This window comes from Paraburkholderia sp. (genome assembly GCF_034668105.1).
In the GTDB taxonomy this organism is placed as follows: domain Bacteria; phylum Pseudomonadota; class Gammaproteobacteria; order Burkholderiales; family Burkholderiaceae; genus Paraburkholderia.
Genome location: NZ_JAXDPY010000716.1, coordinates 1 through 15681, shown reverse-complemented (window position 1 = coordinate 15681; position 15681 = coordinate 1). Strand labels below are relative to the sequence as shown.

15 protein-coding genes are annotated in these 15681 nt (G+C 60.6%); 7 read left to right on the top strand and 8 right to left on the bottom strand.

The features are described 5' to 3' along the window. Positions 1 to 307: 307 nt before the first annotated feature. On the bottom strand, positions 308 to 1789 hold the full coding sequence (gene mctP, locus QOC89_RS31620; protein ID WP_323048642.1) for a monocarboxylate uptake permease MctP: 1482 nt from the start codon (positions 1787 to 1789) through the stop codon (positions 308 to 310). Further along, on the bottom strand, positions 1786 to 1983 hold the full coding sequence (locus QOC89_RS31615) for a DUF3311 domain-containing protein (RefSeq protein WP_093634922.1): 198 nt from the start codon (positions 1981 to 1983) through the stop codon (positions 1786 to 1788). The genes mctP and QOC89_RS31615 overlap by 4 nt, the downstream gene beginning before the upstream one ends. 338 nt (positions 1984 to 2321) lie before the next feature. On the opposite strand from QOC89_RS31615, the gene QOC89_RS31610 reads away from it, so the two are divergent. The 3 genes from QOC89_RS31610 (at position 2322) to QOC89_RS31600 (ending at position 5010) form a co-directional block, all read left to right on the top strand. Beyond that, positions 2322 to 3731: a cache domain-containing protein gene (locus QOC89_RS31610; protein ID WP_323048641.1), complete on the top strand. Its 1410-nt coding sequence runs from the start codon at positions 2322 to 2324 to the stop codon at positions 3729 to 3731. Between the two features lie 2 nt (positions 3732 to 3733). Beyond that, positions 3734 to 4381, top strand: a complete 648-nt coding sequence (locus QOC89_RS31605; protein WP_323048640.1) for a response regulator transcription factor — start codon at positions 3734 to 3736, stop codon at positions 4379 to 4381. A gap of 86 nt (positions 4382 to 4467) precedes the next feature. Beyond that, positions 4468 to 5010 (top strand): hypothetical protein, encoded by a 543-nt coding sequence (locus tag QOC89_RS31600; protein WP_323048639.1) that lies wholly within the window; start codon positions 4468 to 4470, stop codon positions 5008 to 5010. Between the two features lie 34 nt (positions 5011 to 5044). On the opposite strand, the gene cls is transcribed toward QOC89_RS31600, so the two are convergent. From cls to QOC89_RS31580, 4 genes are all read right to left on the bottom strand, one after another. After that, complete coding sequence (gene cls, locus QOC89_RS31595; RefSeq protein WP_323048638.1) at positions 5045 to 6307, bottom strand: cardiolipin synthase; 1263 nt, start codon at positions 6305 to 6307, stop codon at positions 5045 to 5047. Positions 6308 to 6447: 140 nt separating this feature from the next. Next, the gene (locus QOC89_RS31590) at positions 6448 to 6933 is read right to left on the bottom strand and encodes a hypothetical protein (protein WP_323048637.1); all 486 of its coding nucleotides are present in this window, start codon (positions 6931 to 6933) and stop codon (positions 6448 to 6450) included. A gap of 22 nt (positions 6934 to 6955) precedes the next feature. Beyond that, positions 6956 to 7747, bottom strand: a complete 792-nt coding sequence (locus QOC89_RS31585) for an H-NS family nucleoid-associated regulatory protein (protein WP_323048636.1) — start codon at positions 7745 to 7747, stop codon at positions 6956 to 6958. Between the two features lie 178 nt (positions 7748 to 7925). Next, complete coding sequence (locus tag QOC89_RS31580; protein ID WP_323048635.1) at positions 7926 to 8372, bottom strand: hypothetical protein; 447 nt, start codon at positions 8370 to 8372, stop codon at positions 7926 to 7928. A 155-nt stretch (positions 8373 to 8527) separates the two neighbouring features. On the opposite strand from QOC89_RS31580, the gene QOC89_RS31575 reads away from it, so the two are divergent. After that, positions 8528 to 8764, top strand: coding sequence for a hypothetical protein (locus QOC89_RS31575; protein WP_323048634.1), 237 nt, complete (start codon positions 8528 to 8530; stop codon positions 8762 to 8764). Between the two features lie 10 nt (positions 8765 to 8774). Here QOC89_RS31575 and QOC89_RS31570 read toward each other — a convergent pair whose 3' ends face one another. Continuing rightward, on the bottom strand, positions 8775 to 9848 hold the full coding sequence (locus tag QOC89_RS31570; RefSeq protein WP_323048633.1) for a DUF6765 family protein: 1074 nt from the start codon (positions 9846 to 9848) through the stop codon (positions 8775 to 8777). A gap of 404 nt (positions 9849 to 10252) precedes the next feature. Further along, positions 10253 to 10651 carry an FKBP-type peptidyl-prolyl cis-trans isomerase gene (locus QOC89_RS31565; RefSeq protein WP_323048643.1) on the bottom strand — a complete coding sequence of 133 codons (399 nt, stop codon included), beginning with the start codon at positions 10649 to 10651 and terminating at the stop codon, positions 10253 to 10255. Positions 10652 to 10899: 248 nt separating this feature from the next. Between QOC89_RS31565 and QOC89_RS31560 the strand changes: the two genes are divergently transcribed. From QOC89_RS31560 to pdeM, 3 genes are read left to right on the top strand one after another with little or no spacing between them, the layout of a single operon-like run. Beyond that, positions 10900 to 12189, top strand: a complete 1290-nt coding sequence (locus QOC89_RS31560) for a divalent metal cation transporter (protein WP_323048632.1) — start codon at positions 10900 to 10902, stop codon at positions 12187 to 12189. Further along, positions 12189 to 14765 (top strand): ligase-associated DNA damage response DEXH box helicase, encoded by a 2577-nt coding sequence (locus tag QOC89_RS31555; protein WP_323048631.1) that lies wholly within the window; start codon positions 12189 to 12191, stop codon positions 14763 to 14765. Before QOC89_RS31560 ends, QOC89_RS31555 begins: the two co-directional genes overlap by 1 nt. Next, on the top strand, positions 14762 to 15424 hold the full coding sequence (pdeM, locus tag QOC89_RS31550; protein WP_323048630.1) for a ligase-associated DNA damage response endonuclease PdeM: 663 nt from the start codon (positions 14762 to 14764) through the stop codon (positions 15422 to 15424). The genes QOC89_RS31555 and pdeM overlap by 4 nt, the downstream gene beginning before the upstream one ends. Positions 15425 to 15681: the final 257 nt, after the last annotated feature.

The following is a 15681-nucleotide window of genomic DNA, read 5'->3' as shown; positions in this document are numbered from 1 at the left end:
TTCGTTCGAAAAGGCGTCGATGTCGCCCGAATCGTGCGACTGAACGTGCTCGTGCTTCTGAGGCACGCGGCTAATCCGGGCCCGCGCATGGTAAGCGCCGTCTTCTGCGTGGCGGGCCCGGCAATCGATGTGGAAGTGCTTGTAGTCGAACTGCATGACCTGTCCTCCCTATAAACGCGCTGCACGCATCGTTCATTTATAGCATCGCTTATGCCCGATCGAGTCCGGGTTCGTCCGACCGCACAAAAACAAAAGCCGGCGCCGCGGAGTAAGCCACTCCACAGCGCCGGCTGGAAAGACTGCAACCTTAAACCGCGACCACACTCCTGCGCGGCGACAAAACCGAAACAGCAAAACTAACCACAATATTCGCGGCCAACGCGATCAAGCCGATATAAAGCGGCCACGTGGCACCGCCGATATGCAGCGCAAATACCGGCTTGAGCCCTTGCGAAATAGCCAGTGCCGTGCCGATCACGATCCCGACCAGCCAACCGAGGAACAGGCCCGGCGTATTCAGACGGCGCGTGTACAAGGAAAACACAATGGCCGGGAAAATCTGCAAAATCCAGACCCCACCCAGCAATTGCAAATCAATTGCATACTGCGTCGGCAAGAACACGATAAACAACAGCGCACCGAACTTCACGACGAGCGAAGCCATCTTCGCGGTCGATGCTTCCGCCTCGGGCGTCATATTCGGCGAGACCAGAGGACGCCACAAATTCCGCGTAAACAGATTGGCCGCGCCAATCGACATGATCGCCGCGGGCACCAATGCGCTAATCGCAATTGCCGCGGCCGCAAAGCCGACGAACCATGACGGGAACAACGTATTGAAGAGTGCCGGCACCATGTCGGAGGCGGACTTCACATGCACGCCGGCCGCAATCGCCATATAGCCGAGCAACGCGATCAACCCCAGCAACAACGTGTACGCCGGCAGGAAGATCGCATTCTTGCGCACTGTGTTCGCCGACGAGGACGACAACACCGCCGTCATCGTGTGCGGATACATGAACGCCGCGAGTGCCGAACCCAAAGCAAGCGATGCATACGCGGTGAACTGCGTCGGCTTCAGAATGATGCCGGTCGCGCCGCCCTTGGCCTTGAAATACGTATCGGCCGCATCGAACACATGCGCATAGCCGCCGAGCTTCGCGGGAATCAGCCAGACCGCCGCGATCACGACGATATAGATCATGATGTCCTTGACGAACGCGATCATCGCCGGCGCCCGCAAGCCGCTTGCATACGTGTACAGCGCAAGAATCACGAAGGCGACGATCAGCGGCATTTCGCCGGTCACGCCGAGGCCCTTGATCACCACCTGCATACCCACCAGTTGCAGCGCGATATACGGCATGGTGGCGACAATGCCGGTGATCGCGACCGCGGCGGGAAACCACTTGCCGCCATATTCACCCTGCACGTAGTCCGCCCCCGTGATGTGGTTCTTCGCGTGAGCGATCTTCCACAGCTTCGGCATCACCGCGAACACGAACGGATAGACAATGATTGTGTACGGCAGCGCAAAGAAGCCATATGCGCCCACCGAATACACCAGTGCGGGCACCGCGATCACGGTGTAGGCGGTATAGAAGTCGCCGCCCACGAGGAACCACGAAATCACCGTGCCGAACTGGCGGCCACCAAGGCCCCATTCGTGCAATTGCGTCAGGTCGCCCCGCTTCCAGCGCGCGGCAAAAAAACCAATCACGGTGACGAGAACGAAGAAAGCGATAAAGACGGTCATCGCGACCGGGTTCACGGGATTCAGATCGCTCATTTGACACCTCGGTACACGACGTAAATCAGCAGCGAGGTCAGCGGAACCCACAAGAACTGATACCAGTAGAAGAACGGAAAGCCGGCGAACGAGGGGCGCGTGTCGTTATAGAACGGCAGCCAGAGCAACGCGATATACGGGATCAGCAAGATAAGCCAGAGCCATGAACGGCCGGCGGATTGGGAGGTCTCCACAATCTTCTCCTAAGTCTATTATTGAAATCGCGCGCCATGACTTGTGGCCGGGCACGCGCAAAAACCGATTACCTGATATTAGGCGGCAAAACCAGCGTGTGCTCATTGCGCCGCGGCAGAACGCGGCTGTTGAAAAAGGCCTGACGAATGGAACATTCATACGAATGAGCACCCACCTCACCGCAAGTCAGACCCGCATCGTGCGGATGCCCCGCGCGCGCCTGCAGGCGCGGTACGTCGCGGGGATGTAGTATTCGCCTTCGTGAGCGTCCTTACAAGCGCGCAACTACGTAAGCCGGCTACGTAATACCACGTAGTCTGTCGGCCGTTCTTCAACGATGAAACTCAAAGCAAAGATTGTCCTGCTGGCGATCGTGCCCTTTCTGGCGGCCATCGCCAGCATTGAAACCGGTGTACGCGAGGAAGCCACCGCGCTCGCCGAGACGCAGCACGCGACCACCCAGGCCGCGTACATGGCCAGCAAGGAAATTGAACTGAAGCATTACGTCGAGCTCGCCACCACGGCGATCGCGCCGCTCTACGACGCCGGCGGCGACAACGCGCGCGACGATGCGATGCTGCGCACCCGCGCGCTCGACGTCCTGCAGAAAATGGATTTCGGCAAGGACGGCTACTTCTTCGTCTACGACATGCACGGACGTTCGCTGATGCACCCGCGCGAGCCCGATCTGGTCGGACGTGACCTGTGGGATCTGCGCGATCCGCAAGGCACGTTGACGATCCAGCAACTGCTCGCCGCGGCTTCGCGCGGCGGCGGTTATGTGCGTTACGTGTGGCACCGTCCGTCGACGGGCAAGCTCGCGTCGAAATTGGGCTATGTGGTGCCGCTCGAACGCTGGGGCTGGATGATCGGCACCGGCATCTATCTCGACGATGTCGACGCCACGCTCGCGCACATCGATCAGGGCGCGGCGGCCAACATCGATCGGACGATGCGGTGGATCGATACCATCGCGCTCGCCGGGCTCGCCGTGATCGCGTTGTGCGCGCTCGTGCTCAACGTCACCGAATATCGCAGCGCCGACGCGAAACTGAAGCGGCTCGCGCAACAGGTGGTCGACTCGCAGGAAAACGAACGGGCACGACTGTCGCGTGAATTGCACGACGGCATCAGCCAGATGATGGTCTCCGTGAAGCTGCTGCTCGAATCCGCATTGGCGCGTTTCGAACGCAGTGAAGTGCGGGTGCCCGCAGCGGAAGCGGCGCTTTCCACCAGCCTTACCCGCCTCGGCGATACGTTACGCGAGGTGCGTCGTATATCTCACGCGCTGCGTCCGTCGATGCTCGATGACCTCGGTGTGGCGGCGGCCCTGGAACAGCTCACGCGCGAGTTGAGCGACGAGTCCGGAATCGAGATCGGTTTCACGCAAATCGTCCACACGAACGCCCCGGTTTTACCCGAGGCGGTCAACACGGTCCTGTTCCGTATCGCCCAGGAGGCGCTGACGAACATCGTGCGCCACGCACACGCATCGCGCGCGGCACTGGCGCTGGAAACATCGAACGATGCCGTGACGTTGACGATCTCGGACAATGGGCGCGGTTTCGACGTAGCGCACGCGTTCGTCGGCCGGCGCTCCGGTGTGGGTCTGCGCAATATGCGCGAGCGGCTGGAAGCACTGGGCGGCAAGCTGTCGCTCAGCTCGCAACCTGGACACACGCACGTGAGCGCACGCGTGCCGCTGGAAACGCATGAACCTCAATTGGCCGCCTTGCAGGAACGCTGACCATGAATGACGCCTCAACCGCCACCGCACGTCTGGTTCTCATCGACGATCATCCGTTGGTTCGCGACGGTTTGCGCGCTCGTCTCGAAGCGGTGCGCAACATCGAAATCGTCGGCGAAGCGGGCAATGCGCAGGAAGCACTCGCGCTCGCGACCAGTCAGGAACCGCATCTGGTGCTGATGGACGTCGGCATGAACGGGATGAACGGGATTGCTCTGGCCGGCATGTTTCATGAGCGCTTCCCGGCGATACGCGTGCTGATGCTCTCCATGCACGACAACCTCGAGTACGTGACGCAGGCGGTACGCGCCGGCGCCAGTGGCTACGTGCTCAAGGATTCACCCGCCACCGAAATCATTCAGGCGATCGGCGCGGTGCTCGAAGGCAGGACGTTTTTCAGCGCGGGACTCGGTGCGCGTTTGATTCAGGCCTCGGCCATGCAGTCGCCGATTGAACGGCTCACGCCACGCGAACGCGATATTCTCGATGCGCTGGCGGAAGGTCTGTCGAGTAAGCAGATCGCTCAACGCAATGAGCTTTCGGTGCGCACGGTGGAAACGCACCGGCTGAATCTTAAACGCAAACTCGATATCGAAGGTCAGGCTGAGTTGATCAAGTTTGCTGTCGAGAACCGGCGTCAGAGCCGCTGAGGTAACTGCATCCGCTGCATGATCTCCACCAGCTAATCGAGAATCAACGCCGTCTATCCCACGCTCAAAATCCCGGAGCCGAGACGATGAACCGCCCGATCCGCCTCAAGCTCGCAAGCCTGCTGTTGAGCGTGGCCTCGCTGCACGCCCACGCCGACGCGCGGCGCCTCAATCGCGGCCAAGACCCGTTCTTTCAGATATCCAAAGCGATCGGCGACTGCCCGGTGCCTTTAGGCCCACTCGAGACCGAACAGGAATGGCTCGACGACAGTCATTACCGGATTGAGCGCGGCAATAGCTGCTGGGTGGAGGGACGTTGCCGCCTGTCGAACGCGTATCTGTACGACACGGAGATCGCCGATGCCGTGCAACGGCGTCTCACGAACATCAATTACGTCACGCACTGGCGCGAGCAGTCGACACTATGGCTCACACTGCAACGCCGTTTCATTTACGTGCAAGGCTGCGTCGCGCCCGGCTTCGATAAACAGGCGTTCCTCACTGAACTCGCGAAAACCGCGGATGTGGATCGCGTGATCGATGACACTACAACCAATCCGCACGCCGCATCGCTGCCCTATAAAACGCTTGCAGATCCGGATAAATCCGAAGTCGACCCGGGCAACTAGCCGCACACAAAACCGCGCGATCAAAGCATCGGCATCACAGTTGCGTATCCAGCAGCGGCACGAACTTCTCGATCAGCTTTTCGGTCAACGGCCGCCGCAGCCACGCATCGAGCGTGATCTGCTGTGAACGCTTGATATCGTCCGCGAAGGTGGCGGTTTGCTGCTTCGCGAAGTCGCGGTTGTAGATGTTCAGGTTTGCTTCGTCATTGAGCTTGAACGAGCGGCTATCGAAATTGGTGGAACCGACCGAGACCAGATATTCGTCCACCACCAGCAACTTGCAGTGAAACATGGTCGGCTGATACTCGAAAATCTCGACACCGGCTCGCAACAGATCACCCCAACAGGCGCGTGACGCTTCGCGCACGGTATGGGTATCGATGCGCTTTCCGGGCGTGATGATCTGTACTTTCACGCCGCGCTTTGCTGCCTCGACAATCGCATTGATCGTCAGCTTGTCCGGCACGAAGTAGGCACTCGCCAGATGAATGGAGTGAGTGGCCGCGGTAATCGCCATCAGATACATCAATTGCATGTCGTCGCTGCCGCCCGAAGGCGAGCTGCTGAACATATGCGCAAGACCATCGCCGACAGCCGCGACTTCCGGAAAGTAATCGGCCCCATGCAGAACATTGCCAGTCGCTTTGACCCAGTTGTCCATGAATACGGCCTGCATATGGCCCACCACGGGCCCGGCTACCCGGAAATGGGTATCACGCCAATGCTTTTCGTCTTGCGCGCGGCCGGTCCACTCCGGCGCAATGCCCACGCCGCCGGTAAAACCGATACGTCCATCGATCACCAGCAGCTTGCGGTGAGTGCGATCGTTCATCCGGCCCAGACCGGTCCAGTGCGGCTTGTGATACTGGATCACTTCTGCGCCCGCATCGCGCAGAATGTTCAGATAGCGCTTGTCCATTTTCGACGAGCCGACCCAATCGAGCAGTACGTGCACGGCGACGCCTTCCCGTGCCTTATCCGCCAATGCCTGGGCGATCTGCTCGCCAATTTCGCCGGACCAGTAGATGAACGTTTCAAACGTGATGGTTTTGCGCGCGGACCGAATACCTTCGAGCATCGACGGAAAAATATGCTCGCCGTTCAGCAGCATCTCGAAGCGGTTCCCCGAGATGACGGGCGGCCCGAGCAGCAAACCCATGGAACGGAGAAATTGTGGATCGTGGCTCGCGTAGAGCCGGTCGATCTTGTGTTCGATCTTCTTCTCACCACTCGACAGATTGGCAATCACCAGAACGATGATGAGTGTGACAAAGGCGGTAATTGCAATCGTCAGCATGCGTGGCCTCGATGCTAATCGGCAAGACGCGCAAAGGTCGGCGCCCCGCGGTTTGCGGTTTGGAGAAAGCGCCCGGACCTTAAGCCCGGGCTCTACAACCCAAAGCAGGACGCATTGCGCGTGCCCGTTGCCTCACAACACTAACGGACCAGTGCGAATGCTTCCCGGCTGGCGATCTCTCCCGCGCCATACACACCGACCACCGTATAGTCCGACGCCACGCATTCAAACGTAGAGTCCTGAAATGTGATCACAAAGTGGCGTTGTGCGGACCCGTGCGAAGCCACGGCCGAAATTTCTGCGGCCAATGAAGAATTCATGACTTCGTGAACCGAGTACCCACTGAGCCCTTGCGACGCGAGGGGATGAATCTCGAGATCGAGATCGCCGGGCGGCCCCAATCGATGAAACACGGCGTCGGGAAATAGCACCGTGCAAAATGGATCGTCGTCGGAATCGAATGGTCCGAACCGTTCGAAGTCGGATTCAGCAATCGGATAAGCCAGAATGACACGGCGATCGCTGGCGACAATAAACGGCTCGGCAGCGTCGGCCGCCGGACGAGGAACGGAGTCCAGCAGGACGACGTGGTCTTCCTGCTGGGATGAATCGAGCGTACCAGTCATCTACTTCGCGACTCCGTTACGCTCACGCTCCGGCTTGCACCGTCGGGGTTTGCGGCGCTGCGGCCGCGCTCGTCGCGCCGGCTTTGCGTTGACTACCCGCCTTGCGGCCCGGGGCTTTCTTTGCCGCAGCGGTCTTCTTCACAGCCGCCTTCTTTGCCGCGGCTTTCTTTACTGCAGGCTTCGCCGCGCTTTTCTTTGCCGCGGCCTTTTTAGTTGCCGTTTTCGACGCTACTGCCCTTTTCGCCTTCACTACTTTCGTGGCGGCGAGGTTCTGAGTGGCGGCGGCGCTATCGATCAGGAATTTGCTGCGGTCTTTGACCGTTGCAAGCCATGCCGGCGCCGGACCGCGTCCGCTCCAGGTGGCGCCGGTTTTGGGATTGAGGTACTTGGCCGGCTGCGCGCCTTTAGGCTGACCTTTACTCGCGGCTTTAGCGTGAGTGACTGCCGACTTTGCCGTTGCCTTCAGTTCGCTCGCGCCGTCGATCAGGAATTGAGTCCGGTCTTTTACCGCGGCAATCCAGGCCGGTGCACGGCCATGGCCTGTCCAGGTTGCACCGGTCTTATGGTCGCGGTACTTCGGCGGCGTCTTGCCTGCGCCAGCGGCTTTTGCCTTGCCGCCTGCCGCATGGCCATTCAGGCCCAGCGCAGCGCGTCTCGCCTTTGCCTTTGCTTCGATATCCGCGGTAGTCAGGCCGTGCTTGAGCATCAGGTCGCGAATCTGGTCGACCGCGACTTGTGCTTTCCTGGCAATCAGGACGTCGGCTTGTGCCTGGAGCTTCTTAAGCTTTGCTTGGATTTGCTCTAACGTTGGCATTTGATTGCTCCTTGTGTGGTAATCGATCGAACTATGCCATGAATAGCGCGAGAAAGGCAGATCTATAGGGCTATAACAACATCAGAATTACGTGAAAACGCATTCAGTGGAGTACGAATCTTTCGAGTCCACTACCGATAACCCTATTCTTTAGTCTTTCCTTTTGCTGACCGGTCGCTTAAATGGGAGTAAAGACGACGACCTGGCGGTCGGCGATATACCTCACACTGCGCATGAACCGGTACTGTTGATCATCTGCGGTTATCCGGTTGAGTCCCAACTGCGTCAATGCCAGCATCTCGTCGGCCTGAAAAGCGGCGACTACGCCATGATCCGTCAAATCCTCCAGCGTGCCGGACGGATTGCCGACATAAACACTGCGCACCTGCGTGCCAATCCGCATCAGAACCACGCTTTCTCCTTCGTCGAGCGCCAGTTCGAGATAGCCGGCAAGCGTTCGTAATGAATCCGGCGTGCAAGCCTGGGCCTGATAGATCGCAGCGTTCGATGGCGTCATTTCTGTTTCCCCGTCACCCACGTCAAGAAAGGCCCGCCGCTGTGCAATGCGGCAATTGCCGCTTCTACTATAGGCGCGCATCCGCGGATTCAAAGGGCGGCCGTTCACTTTTTAGCTCGTAATCCGGCGTAACCAATCCCGCAGCGCTGTTTCACCTGTCTGCGAACTGTCCTTTTACACTCCAGGCTGTACTGGGTAGCCGGGCAGTGGCACCCCAGTCGCATTCGGATGGTTTTGAAAACTCAATAGCAAGGTACTTTCAGATGAAAGCTGGTTTTATCAAGGCCGCCCTCGCGGCGGTTGTACTGACTTCGGTCACGGTGGGCACGGCGAACGCGGCCGGCTGTATGAAAGGCGCGGTGGTGGGCGCGGTTGCCGGCCATTATGCCGGGCACCACGCGGTGGTGGGCGCGGTGGGCGGGTGCCTCGTGGGACGACACATGGCTAGGAAGCAGGCGCAAGAACGGGCCGCGCAACGTCAGCCCGTGAAGGTGGAATAGCCCGGCCGATTCACGCGATCCGCAGTCCGCAAGCCGGCAGAATCTCCTGCGTAGTCACGAAACGGTGCTGCTTGACGGCATCGTGAAAGCGCCGGTAATCACTTTTCTCAAACGCTTCGCCCCAGCTCGGGCGGTCGCCGGAATCGTCGTCGGACTGCAAACCGGTGGCTTTGTATTTCCAGGAACCGAGCCCTTTGGGCACATAGTCCGGAACCGACTCTGACAGACCGGGAATGGCATCGGTTTTCACCGCTGCGCAAATGGTCTGCAAACGCTTGTTGTCGTCCAGGTTCCGGTTGGTGTCGAGAAGCCTCGTGAGCGCGGCGTTGACATCTGCCGGCAGACCGGGCTGGTATTCAAAGTCTTCCCGCCCCGCGACATAGCCGCGCACCGCGCGGCACGTCATCTCGGCCGCCTGCATGAACTCCGGCAGATTGTGCCGTTTGACGGACACGTTTCTGCCGTCGACGTAATGCCATTTCGCCCACGGCTGATCGGGATAATGCAAAGCAGCGCCGTGCCCCACGGGCAATGCAAGCGTCAATAGATCTCCTTCAATGCGTTCGACCAGATGCCGTGTCGCGCGGGTAAGGCGGACCAGCCAGCCTTCTCGCGTGCAATCTTCCGCCTCCAGCATATGAACACGGTTCATCGGACTTTCGATACCGGAGAACCCCTGATGTGCCCATGTGTCGACGTAAGTGTGAAGCGCCACGCCCAGCCGGTGCAATGCCGTGTCGGTGCCGCGCTGCCGGATTGCCCGGCGAACCACCTCGCGAGCAACGGTGCTGTCCGGCCGGCATACCGCCTTCTCGTCGAGCGTCTCCCCAACGCCCGCGGGAAGAAAATGAAATGGCGTCCACACCAACCGGTTCTGGTCGTTTTCGGTATTGGTATAGTCGAATAGCTTGTGCGCGGTCGCGAAGCGCTCAAAAGTCTCGCCGCCCTGAAAACGCAGTATGCCGGAAGTGGTCGCATCGTCGACGTACTGGCAGGCATGCGCCACCGTAACCGCATCGCCGGCTGTCATCCCGCCGACGCGGGCGACGATGTAGACCACACCGTAGTGAAAGTCGATGTTCATGACAGGCGCTCGCGCAACGAATGACGGCCGGCTCTTCTGGAATGCGCCGGCGGCTAATGCTGCGCCGGCGCCCCTGTAGAAGTAAACGACTGATAGCACGGGACTTTGAAAAAGACACCGCCGGCAATCATGGCGCGCGTGAGTGACGCTGCCGCCGGCCCTATCAGATGACGAATCCGCCAGATCGACGCCGATTGCGAATAGCGCGGACCCGGCATTAATGGGGTTTTCACTCTCGCGGATGTATCGAGGCTATTCGCGCTGGCCGGGTAAAGCCAGAACTTCTCTTCTTCTAGATCTTCTGGAATGACCCGTCACTCGAAATAGATGCAGTAGCCCAGAAAAAGAAAAACCCCGCCTGGGTTATCCGGAGCGGGGTTCAGTCTCATGAGTCTGGGGCTGTATTATTTGACGATACCAACCAGTTCGACTTCAAACGTCAGGTCGCTATTGGGCGGAATCACGCCGACGCCGCGATCGCCATAGGCCGTGGCCGCCGGGCAGGTCAGCCTGGCTTTACCGCCAACTTTCATTTTCTGCACACCCTGCGTCCAGCAGGGAATCACGCGATTGAGCGGAAAGGTTGCCGGACCGCCATGCTTCGCCGAGCTATCGAACTCGGTGCCGTTGGCTAGCGTGCCGCGATAGTTGACCTTCACGACGTCGTCAGCGGCCGGTTGAGCGCCCGTGCCCTGCGTAAGATGTTCAACGATTACGCCGGAAGGCAGCTTTTCAGTGGTGGACGCGGCGATCGCCGTCGAGGACAAAACAGCTGCGGCAACCAAAGCAACGACAGATTTCAAAGCGAATTTCAAAGCGGATCTCCTGGTGGGTAGTGCGTGTCATTGTAGCGGATGCCAACTTGCCGGGGCCGCCGCTCGCCGATGCGGACTATCGCGGAGGCAATGGCACTGGGCGGCGCAGCGGGTGGCACAAGGAATGCTACCTGCTTGGGGAACGTCACGAATGGACGACCCTCTTGTCCCGGCAGCAGCGCCCGTACGCCCAATACCTATATGACACGACACAGTTTCCCTTATCGGCGGCTACGATGACCCCTGAAAACCTGGAACCGGAACTTGTCGTTGAAGATGTCGCTGAACGCTCCTGGATGAAGCGGTTAGGGCCCGGCCTGATCACCGGCGCCGCGGACGACGATCCGAGCGGCATCGCCACCTATTCGCAGGCCGGCGCGCAGTTTGGTTTCGGATTGTTGTGGACATTGTTGATCACTTACCCGCTGATGGTGTCGATACAGCTCGTCAGTGCGCGCATGGGACGGGTGACCGGCAGAGGACTTGCCACCAATCTGCGCCATCACTACCCGGCTCCGCTTTTGTATCTCGCGGTCCTGGTTCTACTCGCGGCCAATACCATCAATATCGCGGCCGATCTCGCGGCAATGGGCGCCGCCGCCAAACTGGTAATTGGCGGCCCGGTTCAACTCTACGTGGCGTTGCTCGGCACAGTGTCGCTGCTGATGCAGGTATTCATTCCATACGAACGCTATGCGAGCGTTCTGAAATGGCTGACGCTTACGTTATTCGCCTACGTCGCCATTATCTTCGTGATTCCGATCGACTGGAAAGGCGTCGGACTGAGTATCGTGAAACCGCCGATTCAATTCTCCGGCGGCTATCTGACCACCGTGGTTGCAGTACTCGGGACGACGATCAGCCCATATCTGTTCTTCTGGCAGGCGTCGCAGGAAGTCGAGGAGATCCGCTCGAAACCGGCAGAGCAGGCGCTATTGCGCGCGCCGATGCAAGCGTCCGCCCAACTGAAACGAATCAATACAGATACGTGGGTCGGCATGGCGATGTCGAACGGTGTGGCGTTTTTCATCATGCTCGCCGCGGCCGCCACGCTGCACGCGCACCACATCGAGGTAAAAACCACTGCCGATGCCGCCACTGCGCTCAAGCCGATTGCCGGCAACCTGGCGTTTGCGCTGTTCAGTCTCGGCATCATCGGCACGGGTCTGCTGGCTTTGCCGGTGCTCGCCGGTTCGGCCGCCTATGCGGCAGCGGGTGCGATGAAATGGCGCAATAGCCTGGCGTTGCAGGTGAATCTGGCGAAGCAGTTCTATGGCGTGATCGCCGTCGCGATTGTCGGCGGCATTGCGCTCACGTTCATGCGGCTCGATCCGATCAAAGCGCTGTATTGGAGCGCGGTGATCAACGGCGTCGCGGCCGTGCCGATCATGGTGCTGGTGATGGTGATGGCGGCCAGTCCCAAGGTCATGGGCCAGTTCGCCGTGACCGGCTGGTTGCGCTGGCTCGGCTGGCTCGCCACCTTCGCAATGGGGTTGGCGGCCGTCGGCATGTTCTGGCCGACGTGATGGCGCGGCCGCGGCGGATTCCGAAGAGCCGCGAGCAGCAAGCGCGGCTCGACGCACGCGAACCGGCTTTCCAACCGCTTCCATTTGCGGTCGCTGAAGCCGCCGCTCGCCGCCCATTCGCTGAGAAGCTCGACGCATGGTTCGAAGCGCGGCGCTGGCAGCCATTCGACTTTCAGCGCGAGGTGTGGCGAGAGATCGGCGCCGGCGCGAGCGGTTTGTTGCACGCCACCACGGGTGCCGGTAAAACGTGGGCGGTCTGGTTCGGCGCCCTCGCCGCTTTCGCTGCCGCACCGGCCTGCGCATCGAAGCGCACGCCGCGCACGCAGCCCGAACCGCTCACCGTCTTGTGGGTCACGCCGATGCGCGCGCTCGCCGCGGACACCGCGCGCGCCTTGCAGAGTTCGGCGGCCGAGCTCGCCGTGCCATGGAGCATCGGGCTGCGTACCGGCGACACCTCGTCAGCGGAACGCGCGCGGCAAAACCGGCGCATGCCGTCGGCACTCGTCACCACGCCGGAGAGCCTGTCGTTGATTCTCACGCGGCCCGATGCGCGTGAGGTCCTCTCGCAGGTTCGGCTGGTGATCGTGGACGAATGGCATGAGTTGCTCGGCAACAAACGCGGCACGCAAACGCAACTCGCACTTGCGCGGCTCGCGCATTGGCGGCCCGAATTGCAGGTGTGGGGATTGTCGGCGACACTCGGCAATCTGCCCTTCGCCGCCGAAGTCCTGCTCGCGCCCGTAAAGACGCCGCGCATCAGTGTGCACGGTGTGCTGCCCAAGGCGCTGATCGTCGATACCGTGATTCCCGAGACGATCGAACGATTTCCGTGGGGCGGCCATGTCGGCATGCGCCAGGTCGGTGCCGTGGCCGATGCGATTGGCAAGGCACAGACTTCGCTGGTTTTCACCAACACCCGCTCGCAATGCGAGGTCTGGTATCAGGCGCTACTCGACGCGCGGCCCGAATGGGCCGGCCTGATCGCGCTACATCACGGTTCACTCGACCAGGACGTGCGCGAATGGGTGGAACGTGGTCTGAAGAGCGGCATGCTGAATGCGGTTGTGTGTACATCGAGCCTCGATCTCGGGGTCGATTTTCTTCCCGTGGAACGCGTGTTTCAGATCGGTTCGCCGAAGGGCGTCGCACGTCTGATGCAACGGGCGGGACGCTCCGGGCACGCGCCGGGCCGTCCATCGCGCGTGACGATCGTGCCGACGCATGCGCTCGAACTCGTCGAAGCCGCCGCCGCGCGCGAAGCCGTCGAAAAACGTCAGATAGAAGGCCGCGAAACGCCGGAGAAACCGTTCGACGTGCTCGTGCAGCATCTCGTCACCGTGGCGATCGGCGGCGGTTTCGATGCCCAGGAACTGTATGGCGAAATTCGCGGCACCTATGCGTACCGGCAACTGACGCAAGAGGAATTCGACTGGGCGCTCGGTTTCGTCGAAGGCGGTGGCACGGCTTTGCGCGCGTACCCCGACTACCATCGCGTGGTGCGCGAAAGCGATGGACTGTACCGCGTGCCGCGCGAGGATCTGATACGCCGGCACCGCAACAACATCGGGACGATCGTCGCGAACGGCACCTTGCACGTTGCTTATCTGTCGGGCGGCCGAGTCGGTGCGATCGAGGAATCGTTTATTTCACGATTAAAGCCGGGCGAGATATTTACTTTCGGCGGACGTGCACTCGAATTGATTCGTGTGCAGGATATGACCGCGTGGGTGCGGCGCGCCATGTCTTCACGCGGGGCCATGCCGCAATGGGCGGGCAGCCGCATGCCGCTTTCTTCCGAACTCGCCGATGCAACACTGACGATGCTCGCGCGCGCCGCCGACGGCATCTACGACGAACCGGAAATGCGCGCTGTGCGGCCGTTGCTCGAATTGCAGCAGAAGTGGTCGGCCTTACCCGAGCCGGGCGTATTGGTGGTGGAACTGGTGAAATCGCGAGAAGGACACCACTTCTTTTGTTATCCGTTCGCGGGGCGTACAGCGCATATCGGTTTGGGGGCCTTGCTCGCATGGCGGGTGGCCCGTGACAAGCCCGGCACCTTTTCTATTTCCATGAACGATTACGGATTCGAGTTGTTGTCCGCGCAACCATTCGACTGGGCGGCGGCATTGGAGAGCGGGCTATTGTCGCTCGATGAACTCGAACATGACATTCTTGCGAGCCTCAACTCATCCGAGCTCTCGATGCGGCGCTTTCGCGAGATCGCGCGCGTGTCGGGCCTGGTATTTCAAGGACATCCCGGACAGCAGAAAAGCGCGCGGCAGTTGCAGGCTTCGAGTGGCCTCTTCTACGAGATTTTCCGCAATCACGATCGGGGCAATCTGCTGCTCGATCAGGCCGACACCGAAGTCTTGCTGCAGGAACTCGATGCGCAGCGTATTCGTATCGCGCTCGAACGCATGAACGCAAGTCGCGTGGTCGTCACCCGGCCAAAGAAGCCGACGCCGTTCGCTTTTCCGCTGATTGTCGGGCGCTTGCGCGAGAAGGTCAGCACGGAGAAGCTCGCGGATCGCGTCGAGCGGATGCTGGCCGAACTCGAGAAGGCGGCGCGGACATGAGGCCCGCTTCGCTGCCGGTTGAAATCGCCGGGCATCCTGTCGTGCTGTCGAGTTTGCGGGCGATGTTCGATCCGGCGCTGCGCTGCCTGTTTGTCGCCGATGCACATTTCGGCAAGGACGCCGTGTTTCGCGCCCGCGGGATTCCGGTGCCGGTCGGTTCGACGGCCGACAATCTCATGCGCCTCGATATCCTGATCGCCGCGTTCGAGCCGGCCATGCTGGTGTTTCTGGGCGATTTATTGCACGCCCGCGAGGCGCATGCGAAGGAGACGCTCGACGCGTTGCATCTCTGGCGCGCGCGGCATGCGGGACTGCGGGTAGTGCTGGTCGAGGGGAATCATGACCGGCATGCGGGTGCGATGCCGGCTTCGCTGGCTGTCGAGTACGTGCAGGAGCCGTGGCGCATCGGGCCGTGGGCGCTGTGTCATTACCCGCAACGGGTGCAGGGCGCGTATGTGCTCGCAGGGCATGTTCATCCCGTCTATCGAATTACGACGCGCAATGATTCAGTACGTGTGCCGTGTTTCCGATTTGGGACTGCGTGTGGGGTGCTGCCGGCGTTCGGCAGTTTTACCGGGGGCGCGCGCGAGGATGGCAGGGTTGTTGGGGAGAGGGTTTTTCTCGTCGTGCAAGAGAAGTTGATCGAGGTTGCACGGTGAGAGTGGGGGAGCGAGCGGACGGTGATCTGTCCGCTCGTGCCGTTTCGGGTTAGGCATATCTCTGCGCAGGCGACCGGGTTGTCGGCCGCCGTGCGCTGAGGGGGTTAGCTGCTGGTGTTAGCTGCTGGTCTTAGCTGCTGGTGTTAGCTGGTTTAGTGGCCATGGCCACCGCCGTAGCCGCCACCATGACCGCCACCGCCGAAGCCACCGCCAAAACCGCCTCCGTGACCAAAGCCACCGCCGTGGCCGCCATTGCC